Source organism: Baaleninema sp. (assembly GCF_049974805.1).
GTDB lineage: Bacteria > Cyanobacteriota > Cyanobacteriia > Cyanobacteriales > Geitlerinemataceae > Baaleninema.
In genome coordinates this window covers 1-18,718 of record NZ_JBNGCO010000038.1, presented here as the reverse complement: position 1 = coordinate 18,718, position 18,718 = coordinate 1, and the positions used below count along the sequence as shown (strand labels likewise).

The window sequence follows — 18,718 nt, the reverse complement described above, 5'->3', positions numbered from 1 at the left end:
GCCTGTGAGGTTCTGTCTTCTCACCGAGCGTGGTTTCGCATATGAAAGCCCTGCAAACTCTGACACGGCAGCTCGGCCGCCAATGGCATCAGTGGCGCGAAGGTGCGACGCACCGCTTTCGCGATCGCGCTGTTGAGACGCGCCCTGCCTTGGCGTCGCCGAACGGACGGCCGCGGCCGGAACTCGGGGCAAAATCTTCCCGAAAAGGCTCGACATCGAGTCCCGTGTCCATCGCCTTTGCCGTCTTATGTTTGACGGGAACGCTCGGCCAGCGGTTCTACAACCAACCCGATCTCGACGTTGGAAGTCAGGCGCCGAGAACCATCGTCGCGCCGGAATCGGCTAAGGTGCAGGACGAAAAAAGTACGGAGGAAAACCGCCGCAACGCCCGAGTGGGGGCAACGCCGGTTTTCGTAGGCGATCCGGTGGTCAACACCCAGATTTTGAACGACATCGAACGCTATTTGGAACAAGGGAACGCCTTGCGGGATATCGTGGGTGAATTTCCCTATGTTTCGACGGGTATCGTTTCGACGGACGTTCAACGCTACCTCAGAGAATGCTCGGTGTGGGAATGGCAGGCGATTCAATGGGCGATCGACCCGCCCGAAATCTCAGAAACGCCGAGTACTGAGGACAACTCACCGTCAGAGGCGGAAGACCGTTTGGAAAACAGCGACGATCGCCTCTTACAAGCGACGCGCCTCGGCGCTCTCAACGGCGTGTCTCAAGGGCTGTCGAACTGGCTCCAAACTCCCGACAGTCTCACCCGTCAAGCGACACAACAACTTCGCGACTATCGAGATCGGGCTTCGGAGGAAGAGTTCGATCGACTGATCCGCCAGATCGAAACGGTTCGGGAACGCTACACGAACGCCCTGGCGAGTTTATCGGAGGTTTCCCACACGGACTCGCAACTCATTTACACCAGCACTCTGTTCGACTTGTCGGATGCCCAGTGGCAACAAACCCAAAAGAACATCTTGCAGGTGGCCAAGCAGATGCTCGCCCAAGGCATTGCTCAAGGGGTTTTGCCTGAAGCCATCGAACACTCGGTTGAAATGCAGCTTTCGGCCTTGCAACCGAACGCTCGCAGCAACGCTTTCGCCACGGTGCTGCTGACGAGCGCCTTGGAACCCAATTTAACGGTAGATAAGGACAAAACCCGCGAACAGGCCGAGCAGGCAGCAGCCGCCCAGGATATCGTCTACGTGAGGGTCGATCGCGGCGAGATTATCGTCGAAGCTGGCGAAACCATCACGGCCTCTCAATTCGCCATTCTCGACCATTTCAACCTCGTCCAACGAGACCCCGTGAACGGTTTCGGTTGGATTGCCTTCGGAGGCGTCGTCTGGGTGGGAATTTCCCTGTACTTCGCCATCGAGAAACGAGTTCATCCAAAAATCCGCCAGCGCGATCGACTGTTGGTTTTGTTGCTGAGTCTCAGCGCCCCGATTTTGGTGATGTTCGGCATTCCCACCACGAGCCTTCCCGCCATCGGCTTGGCAGTGGGAAGCTTCTACGGCTCCTTAATGGGCGTCACCGTGGTATCGCTCCTCGGCGTTCTCATGCCCTTGGGCTTGGAAATCGAATTCGGTTATCTCATCGCGGGTCTGATCGGCGGGGCGTTAGGCGGCATCGTCGCCGGACGCTTGCGATCGCGCGAAGAACTCGCCCTCTTAGGCGTCGGCGTCGGCGTCTCCCAAGCCATGGCCTATCTCGTCGTCACCGTTATCGAACTCCTCCTCTACGGCACCCTCGGCCCCGTCTGGTCGCTCCCGCTCAAAGGGGCGCTTTTACAAGGGCTGTGGGGCGTCGCCTGGGGCATCGTCGTTTTAGGGGTCAGTCCCTACCTCGAACATCTGTTCGACTTGGTAACGCCCGTGCGCCTGTCGGAACTCTCGAACCCCAACCGTCCCCTTCTCAAACGCTTGGCTGCCGAAGCCCCCGGCACTTTCCAACATACGCTGTTCGTGGCGACCTTGGCGGAATCGGCGGCGAAGGCGTTGGGCTGCAACGTGGAACTGGTGCGGGCGGGAACCCTCTATCACGACATCGGGAAAATGCACGACCCTCTGAGTTTCGTGGAGAACCAAATGGGCGGCCCGAACAAACACGATCGCATCAACGATCCCTGGAAAAGTGCCTCGATTATTAAAAAGCACGTCAGCGAAGGCTTGGTGATGGCGAGAAAAAGTCGCCTTCCCAAAGCGATTCAGGCGTTCATTCCCGAACATCAAGGGACGATGCTCATCGCTTATTTTTACTATCAAGCCAAACACCGCAGCGATCGCGAGGTTTGCGAACCGGATTTCCGCTACGAGGGGCCGATTCCCCAATCTCGAGAAACGGGCATCGTCATGTTAGCGGACTCCTGCGAGGCGGCGTTGCGATCGCTGAAAGACGCTACCCCAGAGGAAGCCTTTTCGATGGTGAACAAAATTCTCCGGGCGCGATGGCAGGACAATCAACTGGTGGATTCGGGATTGACGCGCTCGGATATGAGCAAAATTGCCGAGATTTTCGTTCAGGTTTGGCAACAGTTCAATCACAAAAGAATTGCTTATCCAAAAGCGGTTTTGTCGAATAAATGATGGTGAATCAAAAAAAATCGGAGTGGAACCTATCCCACTCCGATCTCTTTTAAACCTCCAACTTTGTATGTTGGTCTTGTATGTTGATGGTGTACGATTTCGGTGCGTGACGATCGATCGTCTAACCATTTACACCCGATTTTTCAAGTCACGCACCCTCAGTTGCGACGAGCATTTCTTCAGAACGCTCTTTCAAATTAATCGTCACCTTCCCTTCATCGTCCACATCCACCAAGGCGGTATCGCCGTCTTGAATGCGTCCCGAGAGAATCTCTTCGGCGAGGCTGTCTTCAAGCAAGCGCATAATCGCCCGACGTAACGGACGCGCCCCGTAACTGGGGTTGTATCCTTCCTCGACCAAGCGATCTTTGAACTTCTCAGTGACTTCGAGTTTGATACCCTGTTCCGTCAAGCGGCCGAACACTTCTTCGAGTAAGATATCGCCGATTTCCTTGACTTCGTCCTTCGTGAGTTGACGGAAGACGATAATCTCGTCGAGACGGTTGAGGAATTCGGGACGGAAGTACTGTTTGAGTTCTTCGTTGACCAAATTCCGAATGCGGTTGTATTGGGCTTCGGTTTTGTCGTCGGCGAACTCGAAACCGAGGCTTCCGCCACCTTTCTCGATAACTTTAGACCCGATGTTCGAGGTGAGAATCAGCAAGGTGTTTTTGAAGTCCACCGTGCGGCCTTTGGCGTCGGTGAGGCGACCGTCTTCGAGGATTTGCAACAGCATATTGAAGACGTCGGGGTGGGCTTTTTCGATTTCGTCGAACAGTACCACGGTATAGGGACGGCGACGCACGGCTTCGGTGAGTTGTCCGCCTTCGTTGTACCCAACGTATCCCGGTGGCGAACCGATGAGTTTGGAAACGGTGTGGCGTTCCATGTACTCGGACATATCCAGGCGAATCATGGCTTCTTCGGAACCGAAGAAGTAGGACGCCAGGGCTTTGGTGAGTTCGGTTTTACCGACCCCCGTGGGACCGGAGAAGATGAAGCTGGCGATGGGACGGTTGGGGTTCTTCAAGCCGACGCGGGCGCGGCGAATGGCGCGGGAGACGGCGCGAACGGCTTCGTCTTGTCCGATGAGGCGCTGGTGCAGGGTGTCTTCCATGTGCAGCAGCTTCTCGGATTCGGATTCGGTGAGTTTGTTCACCGGAACTCCCGTCCAACTGGCGACGATTTGCGCGATATCCTCTTCGTTGACGATGGGAGAGTCTTCGCTGTTGCTGGTGTCGCCTTTTTTGCTTTGGGCGATGGCTTTAATTTCGGCTTTGATTTCCATTTCGCGATCGCGCAACACCCCGGCTCGATCGAAATCTTGCGATCGAACGGCGTCGTCTTTCTCTTTCAAGACGTTCCGCAGTTCTTTATCGAGTTCTTTGGCCGCCGGAGGTAGTTGCGATTCCAGCAAGCGCACCCGAGAGCCAGCTTCGTCGATGAGGTCGATGGCTTTGTCCGGCAGATATCGATCGCTAATATAGCGATCGGAGAGTTTCGCCGCCGCGTCGAGAGCTTCGTCGGAAATTTTCAGCTTGTGGTGTTGTTCGTAGCGTTCCCGCAGTCCGAAGAGGATCTGAATCGTTTCCTCCACGCTGGGTTCGCCCACCATCACCGGTTGGAACCGACGTTCGAGTGCGGCGTCCCGTTCGATGTGCTTGCGGTACTCGTCCAGGGTCGTGGCCCCGATGCACTGCAACTCGCCCCGAGCCAACGTCGGTTTGAGGATATTCGCCGCGTCGATAGCACCTTCGGCGGCTCCGGCCCCGATGAGGGTGTGAACCTCGTCGATGACCAAAATCACGTTGGACGCCTGACGAATTTCGTCCATGATTTTCTTGAGGCGTTCCTCGAATTCGCCGCGATATTTCGTACCCGCCACCAACAAGCCAATATCGAGGGTCACTACCCGTTTGTCTTCTAAAATGTCGGGAATGTCGCCATTGGCGATGCGCTGCGCCAGACCTTCGGCGATGGCAGTTTTACCCACCCCCGGTTCGCCAATCAACACCGGGTTGTTTTTGGTGCGGCGTCCGAGAATTTGAATGACCCGCTCGATTTCCGTTTGGCGTCCCACCACCGGATCGAGTTTGCCTTCAACCGCCATTTGGGTGAGGTTGGAGCCGAATTCGTCCAGGGTCGGGGTTTTAGTGCGTCCGCCACCGGGGCCGGCGGCCACTTCTGCCGTTTCTCCCAACATCCGAATCACTTGGGTGCGGACTTTGGAGAGATCGACGCCGAGATTTTCCAACACGCGGGCGGCCACGCCTTCCCCTTCGCGAATCAAGCCCAGCAGCAGGTGTTCCGTGCCGATATAATTATGTCCCAGTTGGCGAGCTTCCTCGAGGGACAGTTCCAACACGCGTTTGGCTCGGGGGGTGAAGGGAATTTCCACTGCCACGAATCCGGAGCCGCGACCGATAATTTTTTCGACTTCGATGCGTGCGTCTTTGAGGTTGACCCCCATCGATTTGAGAACTTTGGCCGCGACGCCGGTGCCTTCACCGATCAAACCCAGGAGAATTTGCTCGGTGCCGACGAAGTTATGTCCCAGGCGGCGAGCTTCCTCCTGGGCGAGCATAATCACTTTGATGGCTTTTTCTGTAAATCGTTCAAACATGGCGTACTTCCGATACCGAACAGTGTTGAAGGCGGGTTCCCAAGGAAAGGGGAATGGGGGGCGGGGGATTCTCGCGCCTAGCACTTTTTGGCACTGATGGTGTGCGTTTGAAGTGCTTCGACCCTCTGACCGACCGCGCTTGTGAGACGGAAAGGTTCCCCGTGCGTTGGGTTTCAGATAAGGTTAAAAACCTGGCTCTGAAACGATCCCAGACTGGCGCTTCGTAGGTTGATTTTAGCAAAAACAATCCTATTAGCGGTTTCTAGAGGGACTCAACGTTAAAAGTGGCGTTGAGAATGGCATCGACCCGTCGCGTTTGGCAAGTTTGCTGAAACTGCGTCGGGTGGCAGCGGCGATCGTTTTTGTTTGTAGGAATTAGCATAGCAAACCTGGCTCGGGTCTTGCTACGGCGGTGAGTGGCGCGGTGCGCGATCGACCTTCGGGTTGTCAAACCCTCGAGATTTAACAAGTTTTTAAGATTTGCCAACCTTGTTGCTTGAGACGATGCAGAAGTTGGCGATCCCAATCCTCTAATTTTTGTAAAAAAACGGTATTTTGTATCCCACTTAACCACAAAATGGCCGCATCCTCTCCATTGGGATAATAATCCTGTCGCCGACCCGCTTCTCGAAAGCCAAATTGTTCGTAGAGCGATCGCGCGGCACAGTTGGCGGTACTGACTTCTAACGTAGCGCGTTCTAAACCCCGCTGTCGGGCCGATCGCAACAGGGCCTGCAACAACAACCGCCCCAACCCCTGCCGTCGGTAGGGAGGCAGGACGGCCAAAATGGTGAGGTGGGCTTCGTCGAGAATCGCCCAAAGGCAGCCCAAACCTACGAGAGAGACGCCGTTCTCGTCCGTGGCGAACAGTCCCAGCAAGTGGCTGTTGGGACTCTCGAGTTCCCGTTGGTATCCCGCTTCCGTCCACAATTGGCCGAAACAGGTGCGATCGAGTTCGACAATATAGGGCAAGTCCTCGACGGACAGCGGCTTGAGGTGAAGATGGGTCACGGGAAGAATCGATCGAAAGCGTTCGGAATCAGCAGCCCTAGATTGTACACTAGAGATTTGATGGCTGTACGTTCGGGTCTCGGCCTTTCGGCGTGCTATCCCTCGAACGTTCCTCGCAAAAAACGGTTTGAAACCTGCCGACGCTGCTGCTGTCGTGCAGTTTGACCGCTATAGATGTTGCTCGACTCGCGATCGCGTATTTATCTCAAATCATGGTATCGACTCCTCCTGTTGAATCCCCGACGTCTGGTTTGTCCTACCTCCCCTCTATCGAGGGTTCTGCCGACACCCGTTCCCCCAACCAAGAACTCTTTCCCCTCACCGCCCGAGTCAACGACAACGACACCCTAGAAATCGGCGGTTGCGACGTCACCACCTTGACTCGTCGCTTCGGAACGCCCCTCTACATCCTCGACGAAACCACCCTGCGGACGGCCTGTCGCCAGTATCGAAACGCCTTTCAACGCTATTACGAAGGCGATAGCTTGGTTCTCTTCGCCTCGAAAGCTTGGAGTTGTCTGGCCGTCTGCGCCATCGTCGCCAGCGAAGGCTTGGGAACCGACGTCGTCAGTGGCGGCGAACTGTACACGGCTTTAAAAGCGGGAGTTTCGCCCGATCGCATCTACCTCCACGGCAACAACAAATCCCGTCAAGAACTGCAACGGGCGATCGATGCTGGAATTACCGTCGTCGCCGACAACTGGAACGATTTAAACCTGCTGGTGTCCCTGACGGAAGGTCGCGAAACTCCCGTGCGGCTGATGCTGCGCTTGACTCCCGGTATCGAATGCCACACCCACGAATACATTCAAACGGGACACCTCGATAGCAAGTTTGGGTTCGACCCCGACTCCCTCGACGCCGTGTTAGAGTTCGTCAGCCAACATCCGAGTTTGTCCTGTGTCGGATTGCACGCCCATATCGGATCGCAAATTTTCGAGTTACAGCCCCACTGCGACTTACCGAAGGTGATGGTCTCCTGGTGGCAACGGGCGAAAGCCTACGGGCTTCCCGTCACCGAACTGAACGTTGGGGGCGGTTTGGGGATTCGCTACACCCAATCCGACGATCCCCCCAGTATCGACGCATGGGTAAAAACGGTGTGCGAGAACGTTACCGCCGCCTGTCGCGAGGCTGGGATGCCGTTACCTCGCTTGCTGTGCGAACCGGGGCGATCGCTGGTGGGGTCTGCTTGCGTGACGGCGTACACCATCGGCGCCGAGAAAACCGTGCCGGGAATTCGAACTTACATTACGGTAGACGGCGGAATGTCCGACAACCCCCGTCCGATTACCTATCAATCGCTGTATCAAACTGTCGTCGCCAATCGCATGAGCGCCCCGGCGACTGAAACGGTGACGGTGGCGGGCAAACACTGCGAGTCTGGGGACGTGGTGGTGTCGAACGCCAAACTTCCTAAAACTCAAGCGGGAGACGTTCTCGTCGTGGCGGGGACGGGAGCCTACAATTACAGTATGTCCTCGAATTACAATCGGTTGCCGCGTCCGGCGGCCGTGTTGGTCCAGGAGGGAGAAGCCAGTATCGTCTTGCAACGGGAAACAGACGACGATTTACTTCGGCAAGATCGCTTACCCGATCGCTTAATGGGTACTGAAGACCGTTAGGTCAGCCAGGGCGATCGATCGCCCGTTCGATGGTCGATCGTGCGGCGTTTCCGTTCTTTCGTCGTTCGAGATCGGGTTGGGGGCATTTTTGGGTAACACAGCAGTACGAGGAGAATCCAGAGTTCGATGGAATCTCTGTGGCAGCAATGGCTAGCGAACTCCAGCGGGAATCCATCCTCGCTGTTGCGATCGATCCAACAATTTTGGGTCGCGATCGATCTCGGATTGGTCTTCGTTCTGACCTATACGATCTTGGTGGCGATCGGCGAACGCCGCACGCTGTGGATGGTGCAGGGCTTGGTGGTGTTAGTGTTGGCCGCTGGTCTCAGCAGCACGTTAAACCTCAAGTTACTGCACTTCGTCCTTGATAAAATCACCATCGTCTCGGCGGTGGCGATGGCGGTCACGTTGCAGTCGGAATTCCGCCAGTTTCTCGAACAACTCGGTCGCGGCGATATCGGCGGCTTGTTTCAGTCGTCCCGAGAAAGTCTGCCCAAGGCGGACAGCGTGGTGGACGAGGTGGTGGACGCGGTGAAGGAACTCTCGCAAAACCGCACGGGGGCGTTACTGGTTCTGGAAACGAAACAACCCATCGACGAACGGGATTTTTCGGTACCCGGTGTCAAACTCAACGCGGAAGTGTCGAAAGAGTTATTGCAGACGATTTTTCAAACGAGTACGCTGCTGCACGACGGGGCGGTGTTGATTCGGGCCTCGCGCATCGTCTCGGCGGGAATTATTTTACCGCTGTCGGAACGCACGGCGTCGCGCCAGTTGGGAACGCGACATCGTGCGGCCATGGGCATTACCGAACGGGTGAAAACTTGCTTGTGCGTGGTGGTTTCGGAGGAAACCGGGTCGATTTCCCTGGCGGAACGGGGGTCGCTCAACCGTCCTCTGACGAGCAGTAAGTTAAAGGAACTGTTGGAAGCGCGGTTTTCGAGTACGGTAGACGGAGAAGTGGTCGCCCCGAACTGGCGGAGTCTCGGCCGTCGCTTGAGTTCGCGCGGTGGGGAAGCGATCGCGCGTTTTTTCCGGCGATCGCCCTCGGCATCTCGCGATAAGAAGTAAAGACTCTCGTTGATGTGGCAGTTCGGGTAAAGGTGGCGGAACTTCGCCACCGTGGTCTCGTCTGGCGCGGGACGACCGTATACAATGCAGGGGTTAAGGTCAGGAATGCCAGCGAGTCACTGCGTAGTCGATCGAGCAGTCTGGTGGAACACAGAGGAATCCGGTATGAGTGCCAAGCAAACTCTCTTACGAACGTTACCCGTCGATCTCGATCCCGCTCGCTTGCCGAAACACGTGGCGGTTATTATGGACGGCAACGGCCGCTGGGCGCAAGGTCGGGGCTTTCCCCGGATTGTCGGCCACCAACGGGGGGTAGACGCGCTTAAGGATTTGTTGCGCTGCTGCGACGACTGGGGAATTGAGGCGCTAACGGCTTATGCGTTTTCGACGGAAAATTGGGGTCGCCCGTTGGAAGAAGTGGATTTTCTGATGACCCTGTTCGAGCGGGTGTTGCGGCAGCAGTTGCGGGAGATGATGGAGGAAAACGTCCGCATCCGTTTTGTGGGGCATTTGGAGACGCTACCGCCGTCGTTGCGGGCGGAGATCGATCGCGCGATGGAGGAAACGGGGAACAATACGGGAATTCAGTTTACGGTGGCGACGAATTACGGCGGACGACAGGAAATCGTGGAAGCCTGTCGCGCCATCGCGCATCAGGTGAAGCGGGGAGAACTCGAGCCGGAGGAGATCGATCGCGAGTTGTTCGCCCGTCATTTGTATACGGTAGAGTTGGACGATCCGGATTTGTTGATTCGCACCAGCGGCGAGATGCGAATTAGTAATTTTTTGTTGTGGCAGGTGGCCTATGCGGAGTTGTACGTGACGGATACCCTCTGGCCGGAGTTCGATCGCGAGGCGTTCCACCGGGCGTTATTATCCTACCAGCAGCGCGATCGCCGTTTTGGAAAAGTGGCGTCTCGTTAGGACGGACGCCCCCTTCGATCGTCCCCATCCAATCCTTCCAACAGAAACCCCGTAACTGCCTTACTCGGACGCAGCTACGGGGGTTTTGCGATTCCATCCTCCATCCTTATCTCAAAGAGCGGTTTCTCCCAACTCTGCATCCAAATTAACAAATTACACCCTAATCTCAAAAGATCCGGGGGGATGTGTTTCTGTGGTGAAGACTTTTTTGAAACCACGCTTAGAAGAAACCGGGTATCTTGAAGAACGCTCGATACCCGGTTTCTGGCGTTTTACAGCAGTGAGATGCGCTCTCAACAACCAGTTTCGAGATCCCCTTGTTGAAGCTAAGACGATTGAGATTCGGGCGTGGTTTTCTCGGCTGGGGCTTGCTTGGCGTTTTCCCGTTCGCTACGTTTTTTGCGTTCGGCCGCCAAAATGTCAGCCATGACGCTTTGAGCCTGCTCCATTTTTTCGAGATTACTGCGATAGAGTTCGAGATCTTTTTGGAGTCGATTATCAGATAAATTTAAGGCGTCGCTGGCTTTTTCTAACAGGGAAAACAGTTTTTTATCGTCTTTAGCCAATTCTTCGTCAACCCGTTCGATAACAGATAACAAACCGATGGCAAACAAACGGCTGTATTTAAAGTTATCTCGGCTGGAAATTTCTTGAAGTTTTTGCTTGACGAGATTGTCCGTTTCGCTGCTATCCGGACTTGCCAACATTGCCGTTAAATCTTCGCTCGACAGTTGTTCGGCGGCGGCGGTCACGGCGGCAGCATCCTGACGATATCGATCGGGATCGTCGTCGATGGCGCGACAGAGGGATTCAAAAATCGACTTGCGATCGCGGTCTGGCTGATACCCCCGCATCAAGCGATCGAACGCCGTCACCACCCCGAGGGCATAAATGGGATCGTATTTAAAATCTACGTTAACCGAGAGCAGGTGCATCTCGACCATCAACTCTTCCACGACCCGGCGATAAATCGAATTGACCGGTCGCGTGTGAAGGCGATAAAAAGCTCGTTTAGTATCGGAAACAGTACGGACGTTATCCACAGGACGTTTACTGGGGGCTGAAGGACTTTACAAGGTCTCGGGCGAGATCGTCGTCAGGCCGAGTCCCGCACTCTTAGGGGGAATTCCGCGTGCGGTTTCGTTTCCATCGCAGTCGAGACGATCGAAACGGTCGTGCGTTCCCCGTTTCCGACGCGATCGGAAGCGGGGGCATCTCCCAAGTGGGGAGGACGCAGACACCGACGTTTCGGGTTAACTGGCCACGTTGCGGGGAACGCCTTCGAGGGCTTCTTCTTCCGTCTCGAAAATTTCAAATACGGAATCCATCATCGTCACCTCGAACACCAGTTTGGCTTCCGGATGCACGTTGCAAATGCGGAAACTGCCTTTAACTTTATCGGCGTCTCGCATTCCCGCAACCAAAGAAGTCAAACCCGAACTATCGATAAAGTTCACCTGTCCGAGGTTGACGACCACGTGGCGACTGAGTTTAGAGATGCATTCCTGAAGTTTGAGGCGAAACTGCCAAGCCGTCGTAATATCCAAACGACCTGCAGGTGCCAGAACGATCACGGTCGTCCCATCTTGGGTAGTATGTGTTTTCTGCTCGATGTGGATCACAGACCCTTCCTCGCACTTACAAACTCGACACGTCCCGGTGGGTATTCCGGGGCTTCTCGCTTAACTCGGTCTGCATCCGAGGAAAATACTCTGGCAAACCGTCTCAGCGAGCAATTGTACCCGATCGAAGACGAGAGATCTCGTCTGGCTCGATCGTGATTTCCGTCAGCGTTTTCCAACGCGCTCGGGAATCGGCCCGCGTTGTCTGTTCAGACTCGTTCTGTCGGGGGTCGGCTCGGGGTCGAGCCAACGCCTCATCAGAGAAATCTTTAGCGCGCTACCGTCTCGGATCTAGGATACCAAACATCTCTCCTCCCGCCTGTGAGGGATGGAAAAGCCAGAAACGATCGCACCTCACCTCGGCGGCCGTTACCTCGAAGGCAGGTTGTCCGGTTACGCCGTCCAGTTCGCCCAGTCTTGCGGTTTCAGGAACGTCTCGTACAGCTTGGCTTCCGGGGTTCCCGGTTCCGGTTCGTAGCAGTATTCCCAGCGCACCAGCGGCGGCAACGACATTAAAATCGACTCGGTGCGGCCGTTGGTTTGTAAGCCGAAAATCGTGCCGCGATCGTAAACCAAATTAAACTCCACGTAGCGGCCGCGTCGGTACAGTTGGAAATTGCGTTCGCGATCGCCGTATTCCATACCCCGACGCCGTTGAACGATAGGTTCGTAAGCCGGAAGGAAGGACTTTCCGCAATCTCGCGCGAAGGCAAACAGAGATTCCCAATCCCGAGGTTCGGGGGCGCCGAGTTCTTTACTGTAGGTGGCTGCCGGCCCTTCAGGGTCGGGGCCGCGATAGAGTTCGCCTCGGCCGTCTTGGTAATCGAAGAAAATCCCGCCGACTCCCCGGGTTTCTTGGCGGTGTTTCAAATAGAAATACTCGTCGCACCAACGTTTGAAAACCGGGTAATACTCCGAATGGTGTCGATCGCAGGCAGCTTTCACCGTTTTATGGAAGCCAGCGGCGTCTTCTTCAAAAGGATAATACGGCGTCAAATCCACGCCGCCGCCGAACCACCACACCGGACCGGCCTCGAAATAGCGGTAATTTAAGTGAACCGTAGGAATGTAGGGATTGCGAGGGTGCAGCACCATCGAAGTCCCCGTGGCGTAAAACCCGTGGCCTTCTGCTTCCGGCCGCTGCTTCAAAATCGAAGGGGGAAGCTGCGGGCCGAACACTTCTGAAAAGTTGACGCCCCCTTGCTCGAAAATATCGCCTTCGCGAATCACGCGCGATCGACCGCCGCCGCCTTCGGGACGCTCCCACGAATCTTCTCGAAACCTTTCCCGGCCGTCGATACGCTCCAATCCTTGGCAGATTTCATCTTGTAAATCTCTCATGAACTGGCCGATCCGCGATCGCGAATCTTCCGGGGGACGGGCGGGGGTGGAGGGCGTAGAAGGACTCGAAGTTACATTCATAAGGGACTGATATTAAGAATCGATCGTAGGGTCGGAAGACTCAGTATATCGGTTTGCTGGCGTATCTGGCCTTCAAGGCGACCGCGTTTCCCACAGCGTTCGCGGCCTTAAATATCATAAGGAATGTTGCCGTCGATTTAGAATACTCTTTAAGAACGTACATTTTTCACAACAAAAAGATACATTGTCGTCTGCGTTCGATCGCTAGACTCACAGCCGAAACGCTTAACATCAGGAGGTTTTAGTGGAACCGACCGTCTCGAAAGACCTGACTCCCGAATCCGTTTTAAACGTCTTGCGCCCGGTGCAAGACCCCGAACTTCAAAAAAGTTTGGTGGAATTGAACATGATCCGCAACGTGGCCATCGAGGGCGGCACCGTCAAATTTACCCTCGTCTTGACCACCCCCGCCTGTCCGCTGCGGGAGTTCATCGTCGAAGACTGCGAAAAAGCCGTCCGCACCCTCTCCGGCGTGGAAGCCGTGGAAGTGGACGTTACGGCGGAAACCCCCAAACAAGCCTCTCTCCCCGACCGCCAAGGCATCGACGGCGTAAACAACATTATCGCCATCTCCAGCGGTAAAGGCGGCGTCGGGAAAAGCAGTGTTGCCGTTAACGTCGCCGTGGCCCTGGCTCAAACTGGGGCAAAAGTGGGACTCCTCGACGCCGACATCTACGGTCCCAACGGTCCCAATATGTTGGGTCTGGCCGATGCCAAAGTCATGGTTCGCCAAGCCCCCGACGGTAAAGAAGTCCTCGAACCCGCCTTCAATCACGGTGTGAAACTAGTCTCGATGGCCTTCCTCATCGACAAAGACCAACCCGTGATTTGGCGAGGTCCCATGCTCAACGGGGTCATTCGTCAGTTCCTCTATCAAGTGCAATGGGGCGAACTGGACTATCTCATCGTGGATATGCCTCCCGGTACCGGAGACGCTCAACTGACCCTGGCGCAAGCAGTTCCCATGGCCGGCGTCGCCATCGTCACCACGCCGCAACAGGTGGCGCTTCTCGATTCCCGTAAGGGGCTGAAAATGTTCGAGCAGTTGGGGGTTCCCGTTCTCGGCATCGTCGAGAACATGAGCTATTTCGTTCCCCCCGATCTCCCCGATCGCCAGTACGATATCTTCGGATCGGGCGGTGGCGAAAAAACCTCCGAGGAACTGGGCGTTCCTCTCCTCGGTCGCGTTCCTTTGGAAATTCCCCTGCGGGAAGGGAGTGATGAAGGGGTTCCCATCGTCGTCTCTCGTCCCGAGTCGGTTTCGGCTAAAGAACTGACGGCAGTTGCCAAACAAATTGCGGCGAAAGTCTCTGTGGCCGCGTTGTCGAAATAAGCTTTATCGAAATAAGCTTGGTCGAAATCAGCCTCGTTGAATTTGCCGCCTCGTCTCACCGTTTAGCGTCTCATGCAAAAATCCCTCACTCGTTTCAGCCTGCGGCAGCTCTTACAGCCTTGGCAGTCGTTAGATTGGTTGTTAGCCATCTCGGTGGTCAGTCTGACGGTTTTCGGCGGTTTGATGATTCGCAGTACCCAACTCAACGCCGATTATACGGACTGGTGGCAACATTGGCTGACGGGAGGAATCGGTTTGGCGATCGCGATCGCGATCGCCCGTTGGCGTTACGACGTGCTAGTGCAGTGGAAGTGGATTGTTTACGGTCTCACCAACCTCGCCCTGTTAGCCGTTATCTTTGTCGGGACGACGGCTTTGGGGGCGCAACGGTGGATTTCCATCGGCGGCTTTCACGTTCAACCGTCGGAATTTGCCAAGTTAGGGCTGATCGTCACCCTGGCGGCGGTATTGGAATCCCGCACGGCCGCTAAGCTTCCGGTGATGCTGCAAACCTTAGCGGTGACGGCAGTCCCTTGGGGATTGGTGTTTTTACAACCGGACTTGGGAACTTCCCTCGTTTTCGGGGCGATTACCATCGGAATGCTGTATTGGGCGAATGCCAACCCCGGTTGGTTAGTGTTGTTGGTGTCGCCGCTGGTGTCGGCAATTCTCTTCGGGACGCTGTTCCCGGCTTGGTTCCTGTGGGTGGCGGGAATGGGAGTGTTGGCTTGGCTGACACTCCCGGGACGCTGGATGGGGGCGTTCGTCGCCTTGGGACTCAACCTACTGTCGGGTAAGTTGGGCGAGGTGTTCTGGAACCTGCTCAAACCCTATCAGAAAGACCGGATTATTCTGTTTCTCGACCCCGATCGCGATCCCCTCGGTGGTGGCTATCACTTGATTCAATCGCGCATTGCTATCGGTGCGGGGGAATTTTGGGGACGCGGTTGGGGCAACGGCACGCAAACTCAAGGCGGTTTTATTCCGGAACAACATACGGACTTTATTTTTTCGGCCATCGGCGAGGAATTGGGCTTTGTCGGCGCGATGGTAGTGGTTTTGGTGTTTTGGCTGATTTGCCTGCGTTTGGTGATTCTGGCGCAAAATGCCAAGGATAATTTCGGGTCGCTGTTGTGCGTGGGGGTGTTGTCGATGATGGTTTTTCAGGCGATCGTCAATATCAGCATGACTATCGGTTTAGCCCCGGTGACGGGGATTCCTTTACCTTGGCTGAGTTACGGGCGATCGGCGCTGTTGACGAATTTTATCGCCTTCGGGCTGGTGGAGTCGGTGGCCAACTACCGACAGCGGTTGAAGTTCTAGGCTGCACGATCGAAGGCTGAGTCTTCTAACCTCGGAGTTTTCAGGAGATCGCTGTCCCTGCAAGTCGCCGAGAGTCCAAAATAGTACAATACCTTTGGCAATTAACGGTTCGTGGACGCGAACGGTTGGCGTCCGCTACTGAGTTGGATCTGAATTCAAGCTGAATTCAAGCTAAATTCAATCTGAATGCCAAACGAAAATTTCAACACTGAGTTACCGAGTACCCATGACGATGATTCTTCCCGGATCGGCTGTACGAGTTGTAAACCCCGACGATACCTATTACCAGTTTCAAGGATCGGTGCAGCGTGTCAGCGATGGCAAAGCGGCGGTTCTTTTTGAAGGCGGAAACTGGGACCACTCGGTTACGTTCTTGCTGTCGGAATTGGAATTAGTGGACGCGAAAGCGGGACGTAAGAAGTGATGATGGGATGATGAGGTGATGGGGTGATGAGAGGGGCGGTGCGTGACGATTTCTCGCTTTAACGATTCACACCCGATTTGTTAAGTTACGCCCCCTACCAATCCCCCCTGTCCTTTGCTCCCTTGACTGAAGTATGGACGATCGAACATCGCGCTTAGAAGAGATTCTCGCGGCGGCGACTCGCGGTCAGTCGATCGAGGAGTCGGTGTTGGCGTGGCTGGTGGATTGGGAATTACGAGATTCTCGGCGATCGCAAGCCTTCGGGATTTCGGCCGATAACGCGCGAGAGGTCATCGATCGACGGTGGCAACTGCTGCGTCAAATTGCCCGTAAACGGCTCGATCGCCTGCCGTTGTCTTCCCAAACCAACGCCCCGTTTTTAGCCACGCTATGGACCTTGTGGCTGCCGCTATCGCAACAACTGGCCGAGACTCGCCGTTCGATGACTTGCCCTCTGGTGCAAGGGATTCTCGGGGGTCAGGGAACGGGCAAAACGACCCTCGCCGCCGCCCTGACGGAGATTCTGGACGAGTTAGGGTACGCGGTAGCGAGTTTGTCGATCGACGATTTGTATAAAACCCACCGGGAACGCCAGCAACTCAAGGCGGAAGACCCCCGGTTGGTGCGTCGCGGACCGCCGGGTACTCACGATGTGGCGTTGGGAATTCAGGTTCTCGATCGCCTGTGTCGGGGAGAAACGCCGCTGGAGGTGCCGCGTTTCGATAAGTCGGCTTACGGCGGCGACGGCGATCGCACCAATCCCGAAGGGGTCGATCGCGCGGATATTATTTTGTTTGAAGGCTGGTTCGTGGGTGCGAAACCGATCGATCCGTCGGTTTTCGACGAGGCGCCCTCTCCCATCGTTACTGAGGCGGACAAAGCCTTCGCCCGAGACTGTAACGCCCGTTTGTGGGACTATCTACCGCTGTGGGAACGGCTCGATCGCCTGATGGTTTTATACCCGGTCGATTACCACCTCAGCCAACAGTGGCGGTTGCAAGCCGAACGCGACGCCATCGCCCGAGGCCAAGACGGAATGTCAGACGAAGAGATTTTCGCCTTCGTAGAATATTTTTGGAAGGCTTTGCACCCGGATTTATTCGTCGAACCGTTAATCGGCGATCGCTCCCGCCGACAATTGGTCGTGCGAATTGAAGCCGATCGCTCGATCGGGGCAATTTTTGCTTGATTTTTAATTCAATATTTTGAATTCAATTTCGAGGCGAGTTGGGCGCGATCGAACACCCGTCGGCGCGGCCTTTCCCTAATCGGAGGTAGAGTCGGACGCTTGCGTGGCAATATTGGCGTTTTGCAAGACTTCGATGGCGCGGGAATACTGCGGGTCTTGTAGAGTTCCAATGAGCGTGCGATCGGTTCTCAGCGCCTCGCGAGACTCTTCGCTTAATTCCGACTCGATATCCGGCGGAATTCCTTCTTGGTTAATATCCCGGCCGTCGGGGGTGTAATATTTAGCGATCGTCACCGCCAGTCCCGAACCGCTCCCGACCGGACGCACCGATTGCACCAGTCCTTTCCCGAAGGTTTGAGTTCCCACCAAAATCGCCCGTTCGTTATCTTGTAACGCGCCTGAGAGAATCTCGCTGGCACTAGCCGAACCGCCATCCACCAACACCACCAACGGTTTGTCCGTGAGGGCGCGACCGTTCGCCCGCTGCACTTCCAAAATGCCCTGACGGTCTACCGTCGAAACGATCTTACCTTCGTCGAACCACATGCGGGCAATTTCGATACTGGCTTGCAACAAGCCGCCGGGGTTCGCCCGCAAGTCGAGAACGTAAGCATCGACCCCCTGACTTTCCAAATCGCGAATCGCGTCGCGCATCTCCTCGGCCGCCAGTTGGCTGAACTGGGTCAAGCGAATGTATCCCACGCCACCGGGTAAATCCTCCCGATAGCTGTAGCGAACTGGGTGGATTTCGATGCGGGCGCGAGTAATGGGAAACTCGATTTCGCGATCGTCCCGTTTGACCGTCAACACCACTTCCGAACTGATCGGACCGCGAATCAGATTGACGGCTTCGTTAATGTCCATGCCTTCGGTGCTACGGCCGTCAATTTCGACGATGATATCTTGGGATTGAATGCCCGCTTCAAAGGCTGGTGTGTCTTCGATGGGCGAAACAACGATTAATTTATTAGTTTCTTCGTCCTGTGCCAGTTGAATGCCGACCCCTGTTAACTCCCCGGACGTATCGATTTGCATGCTGCGGAACTCGTCCGGGTCCATGAAGCGCGTGTAGGGGTCTTCGAGTTTCTCCAGCATCTCGCGAATCGCATCGTAGGCTTCTTCCTGAGAGCTATAGGAACGATTGAGATAGTCGTTACGAACGGATCGCCAATCGACCTGATTGAAGGTCGCATCGACATAATTCTTATTAATAATTTGCCAAACTTCATCTATCAGTTCTTTCGGGCTATCCTGAAAGAACGCTTGACCTTTCATGTGAATGCCCGCACCGATAATGGTCACGGTACTTAGCATTACGACCGTTGCGCCAACGACCAGCCCACGAGTTGTCATGTCGATATGCCTTAATTCAGAGTGCAGAAACGTTTCAGACCGTTTATGCTTACTCTAACATACGGGAATCGATCGAGTCGGGACGGTTTTCACGGCGATCGCCTCTCGAGAGAAATTCTTTTTTGACAGGAATCTTAAAGATTCGTTAATTGACATCCTCACCGCCCTGGAAGGACGGTGATTCCCAAACCTCGCGATTTGGGT

Annotated in this window: 14 protein-coding genes; 8 read left to right on the top strand and 6 right to left on the bottom strand. The window is 55.3% G+C overall.

Annotated elements, in window-relative coordinates:
* Positions 1-41: 41 nt before the first annotated feature.
* Positions 42-2,594: an HD family phosphohydrolase gene (locus tag ACP5D4_RS09610; protein ID WP_428011406.1), complete on the top strand. Its 2,553-nt coding sequence runs from the start codon at positions 42-44 to the stop codon at positions 2,592-2,594.
* 148 nt (positions 2,595-2,742) lie between these two features.
* Here the strand turns inward: ACP5D4_RS09610 and ACP5D4_RS09605 are convergent, their stop codons facing one another.
* A complete protein-coding gene (locus tag ACP5D4_RS09605) occupies positions 2,743-5,217 on the bottom strand; it encodes an ATP-dependent Clp protease ATP-binding subunit (RefSeq protein ID WP_428011405.1) in 2,475 nt (824 codons plus the stop codon).
* Between the two features lie 462 nt (positions 5,218-5,679).
* A complete protein-coding gene (gene rimI / locus ACP5D4_RS09600; RefSeq protein ID WP_428011404.1) occupies positions 5,680-6,228 on the bottom strand; it encodes a ribosomal protein S18-alanine N-acetyltransferase in 549 nt (182 codons plus the stop codon).
* A 212-nt stretch (positions 6,229-6,440) separates the two neighbouring features.
* Between rimI and lysA the strand changes: the two genes are divergently transcribed.
* From lysA to ACP5D4_RS09585, 3 genes are all read left to right on the top strand, one after another.
* Positions 6,441-7,853 carry a diaminopimelate decarboxylase gene (gene lysA, locus ACP5D4_RS09595; RefSeq protein WP_428011403.1) on the top strand — a complete coding sequence of 471 codons (1,413 nt, stop codon included), beginning with the start codon at positions 6,441-6,443 and terminating at the stop codon, positions 7,851-7,853.
* 126 nt (positions 7,854-7,979) lie between these two features.
* Positions 7,980-8,924 carry a diadenylate cyclase CdaA gene (cdaA, locus tag ACP5D4_RS09590; RefSeq protein ID WP_428011402.1) on the top strand — a complete coding sequence of 315 codons (945 nt, stop codon included), beginning with the start codon at positions 7,980-7,982 and terminating at the stop codon, positions 8,922-8,924.
* Between the two features lie 165 nt (positions 8,925-9,089).
* Positions 9,090-9,848 (top strand): isoprenyl transferase, encoded by a 759-nt coding sequence (locus ACP5D4_RS09585; protein ID WP_428011401.1) that lies wholly within the window; start codon positions 9,090-9,092, stop codon positions 9,846-9,848.
* Between the two features lie 326 nt (positions 9,849-10,174).
* Here the strand turns inward: ACP5D4_RS09585 and psb29 are convergent, their stop codons facing one another.
* From psb29 to hemF, 3 genes are all read right to left on the bottom strand, one after another.
* Positions 10,175-10,891: a photosystem II biogenesis protein Psp29 gene (psb29, locus tag ACP5D4_RS09580; RefSeq protein ID WP_428011400.1), complete on the bottom strand. Its 717-nt coding sequence runs from the start codon at positions 10,889-10,891 to the stop codon at positions 10,175-10,177.
* Positions 10,892-11,101: 210 nt separating this feature from the next.
* A complete protein-coding gene (locus ACP5D4_RS09575; protein WP_017662097.1) occupies positions 11,102-11,470 on the bottom strand; it encodes an STAS domain-containing protein in 369 nt (122 codons plus the stop codon).
* A gap of 393 nt (positions 11,471-11,863) precedes the next feature.
* Positions 11,864-12,892, bottom strand: coding sequence for an oxygen-dependent coproporphyrinogen oxidase (hemF, locus tag ACP5D4_RS09570; RefSeq protein WP_428011399.1), 1,029 nt, complete (start codon positions 12,890-12,892; stop codon positions 11,864-11,866).
* 244 nt (positions 12,893-13,136) lie between these two features.
* Between hemF and ACP5D4_RS09565 the strand changes: the two genes are divergently transcribed.
* The 4 genes from ACP5D4_RS09565 to ACP5D4_RS09550 all read left to right on the top strand — a co-directional run bounded on the left by ACP5D4_RS09565 (position 13,137) and on the right by ACP5D4_RS09550 (position 17,161).
* Positions 13,137-14,225, top strand: coding sequence for an Mrp/NBP35 family ATP-binding protein (locus ACP5D4_RS09565; protein WP_428011398.1), 1,089 nt, complete (start codon positions 13,137-13,139; stop codon positions 14,223-14,225).
* Between the two features lie 72 nt (positions 14,226-14,297).
* Entirely contained in the window at positions 14,298-15,548 is a 1,251-nt protein-coding gene (rodA, locus tag ACP5D4_RS09560) for a rod shape-determining protein RodA (protein WP_428011397.1), read from the top strand.
* 232 nt (positions 15,549-15,780) lie between these two features.
* Positions 15,781-15,972, top strand: a complete 192-nt coding sequence (locus ACP5D4_RS09555) for an NAD(P)H dehydrogenase subunit NdhS (protein WP_428011424.1) — start codon at positions 15,781-15,783, stop codon at positions 15,970-15,972.
* Positions 15,973-16,105: 133 nt separating this feature from the next.
* Complete coding sequence (locus ACP5D4_RS09550; protein ID WP_428011396.1) at positions 16,106-17,161, top strand: glycerate kinase; 1,056 nt, start codon at positions 16,106-16,108, stop codon at positions 17,159-17,161.
* Between the two features lie 75 nt (positions 17,162-17,236).
* On the opposite strand, the gene ctpC is transcribed toward ACP5D4_RS09550, so the two are convergent.
* Positions 17,237-18,514 carry a carboxyl-terminal processing protease CtpC gene (ctpC, locus tag ACP5D4_RS09545; protein ID WP_428011395.1) on the bottom strand — a complete coding sequence of 426 codons (1,278 nt, stop codon included), beginning with the start codon at positions 18,512-18,514 and terminating at the stop codon, positions 17,237-17,239.
* Between the last annotated feature and the right edge of the window lie 204 nt (positions 18,515-18,718).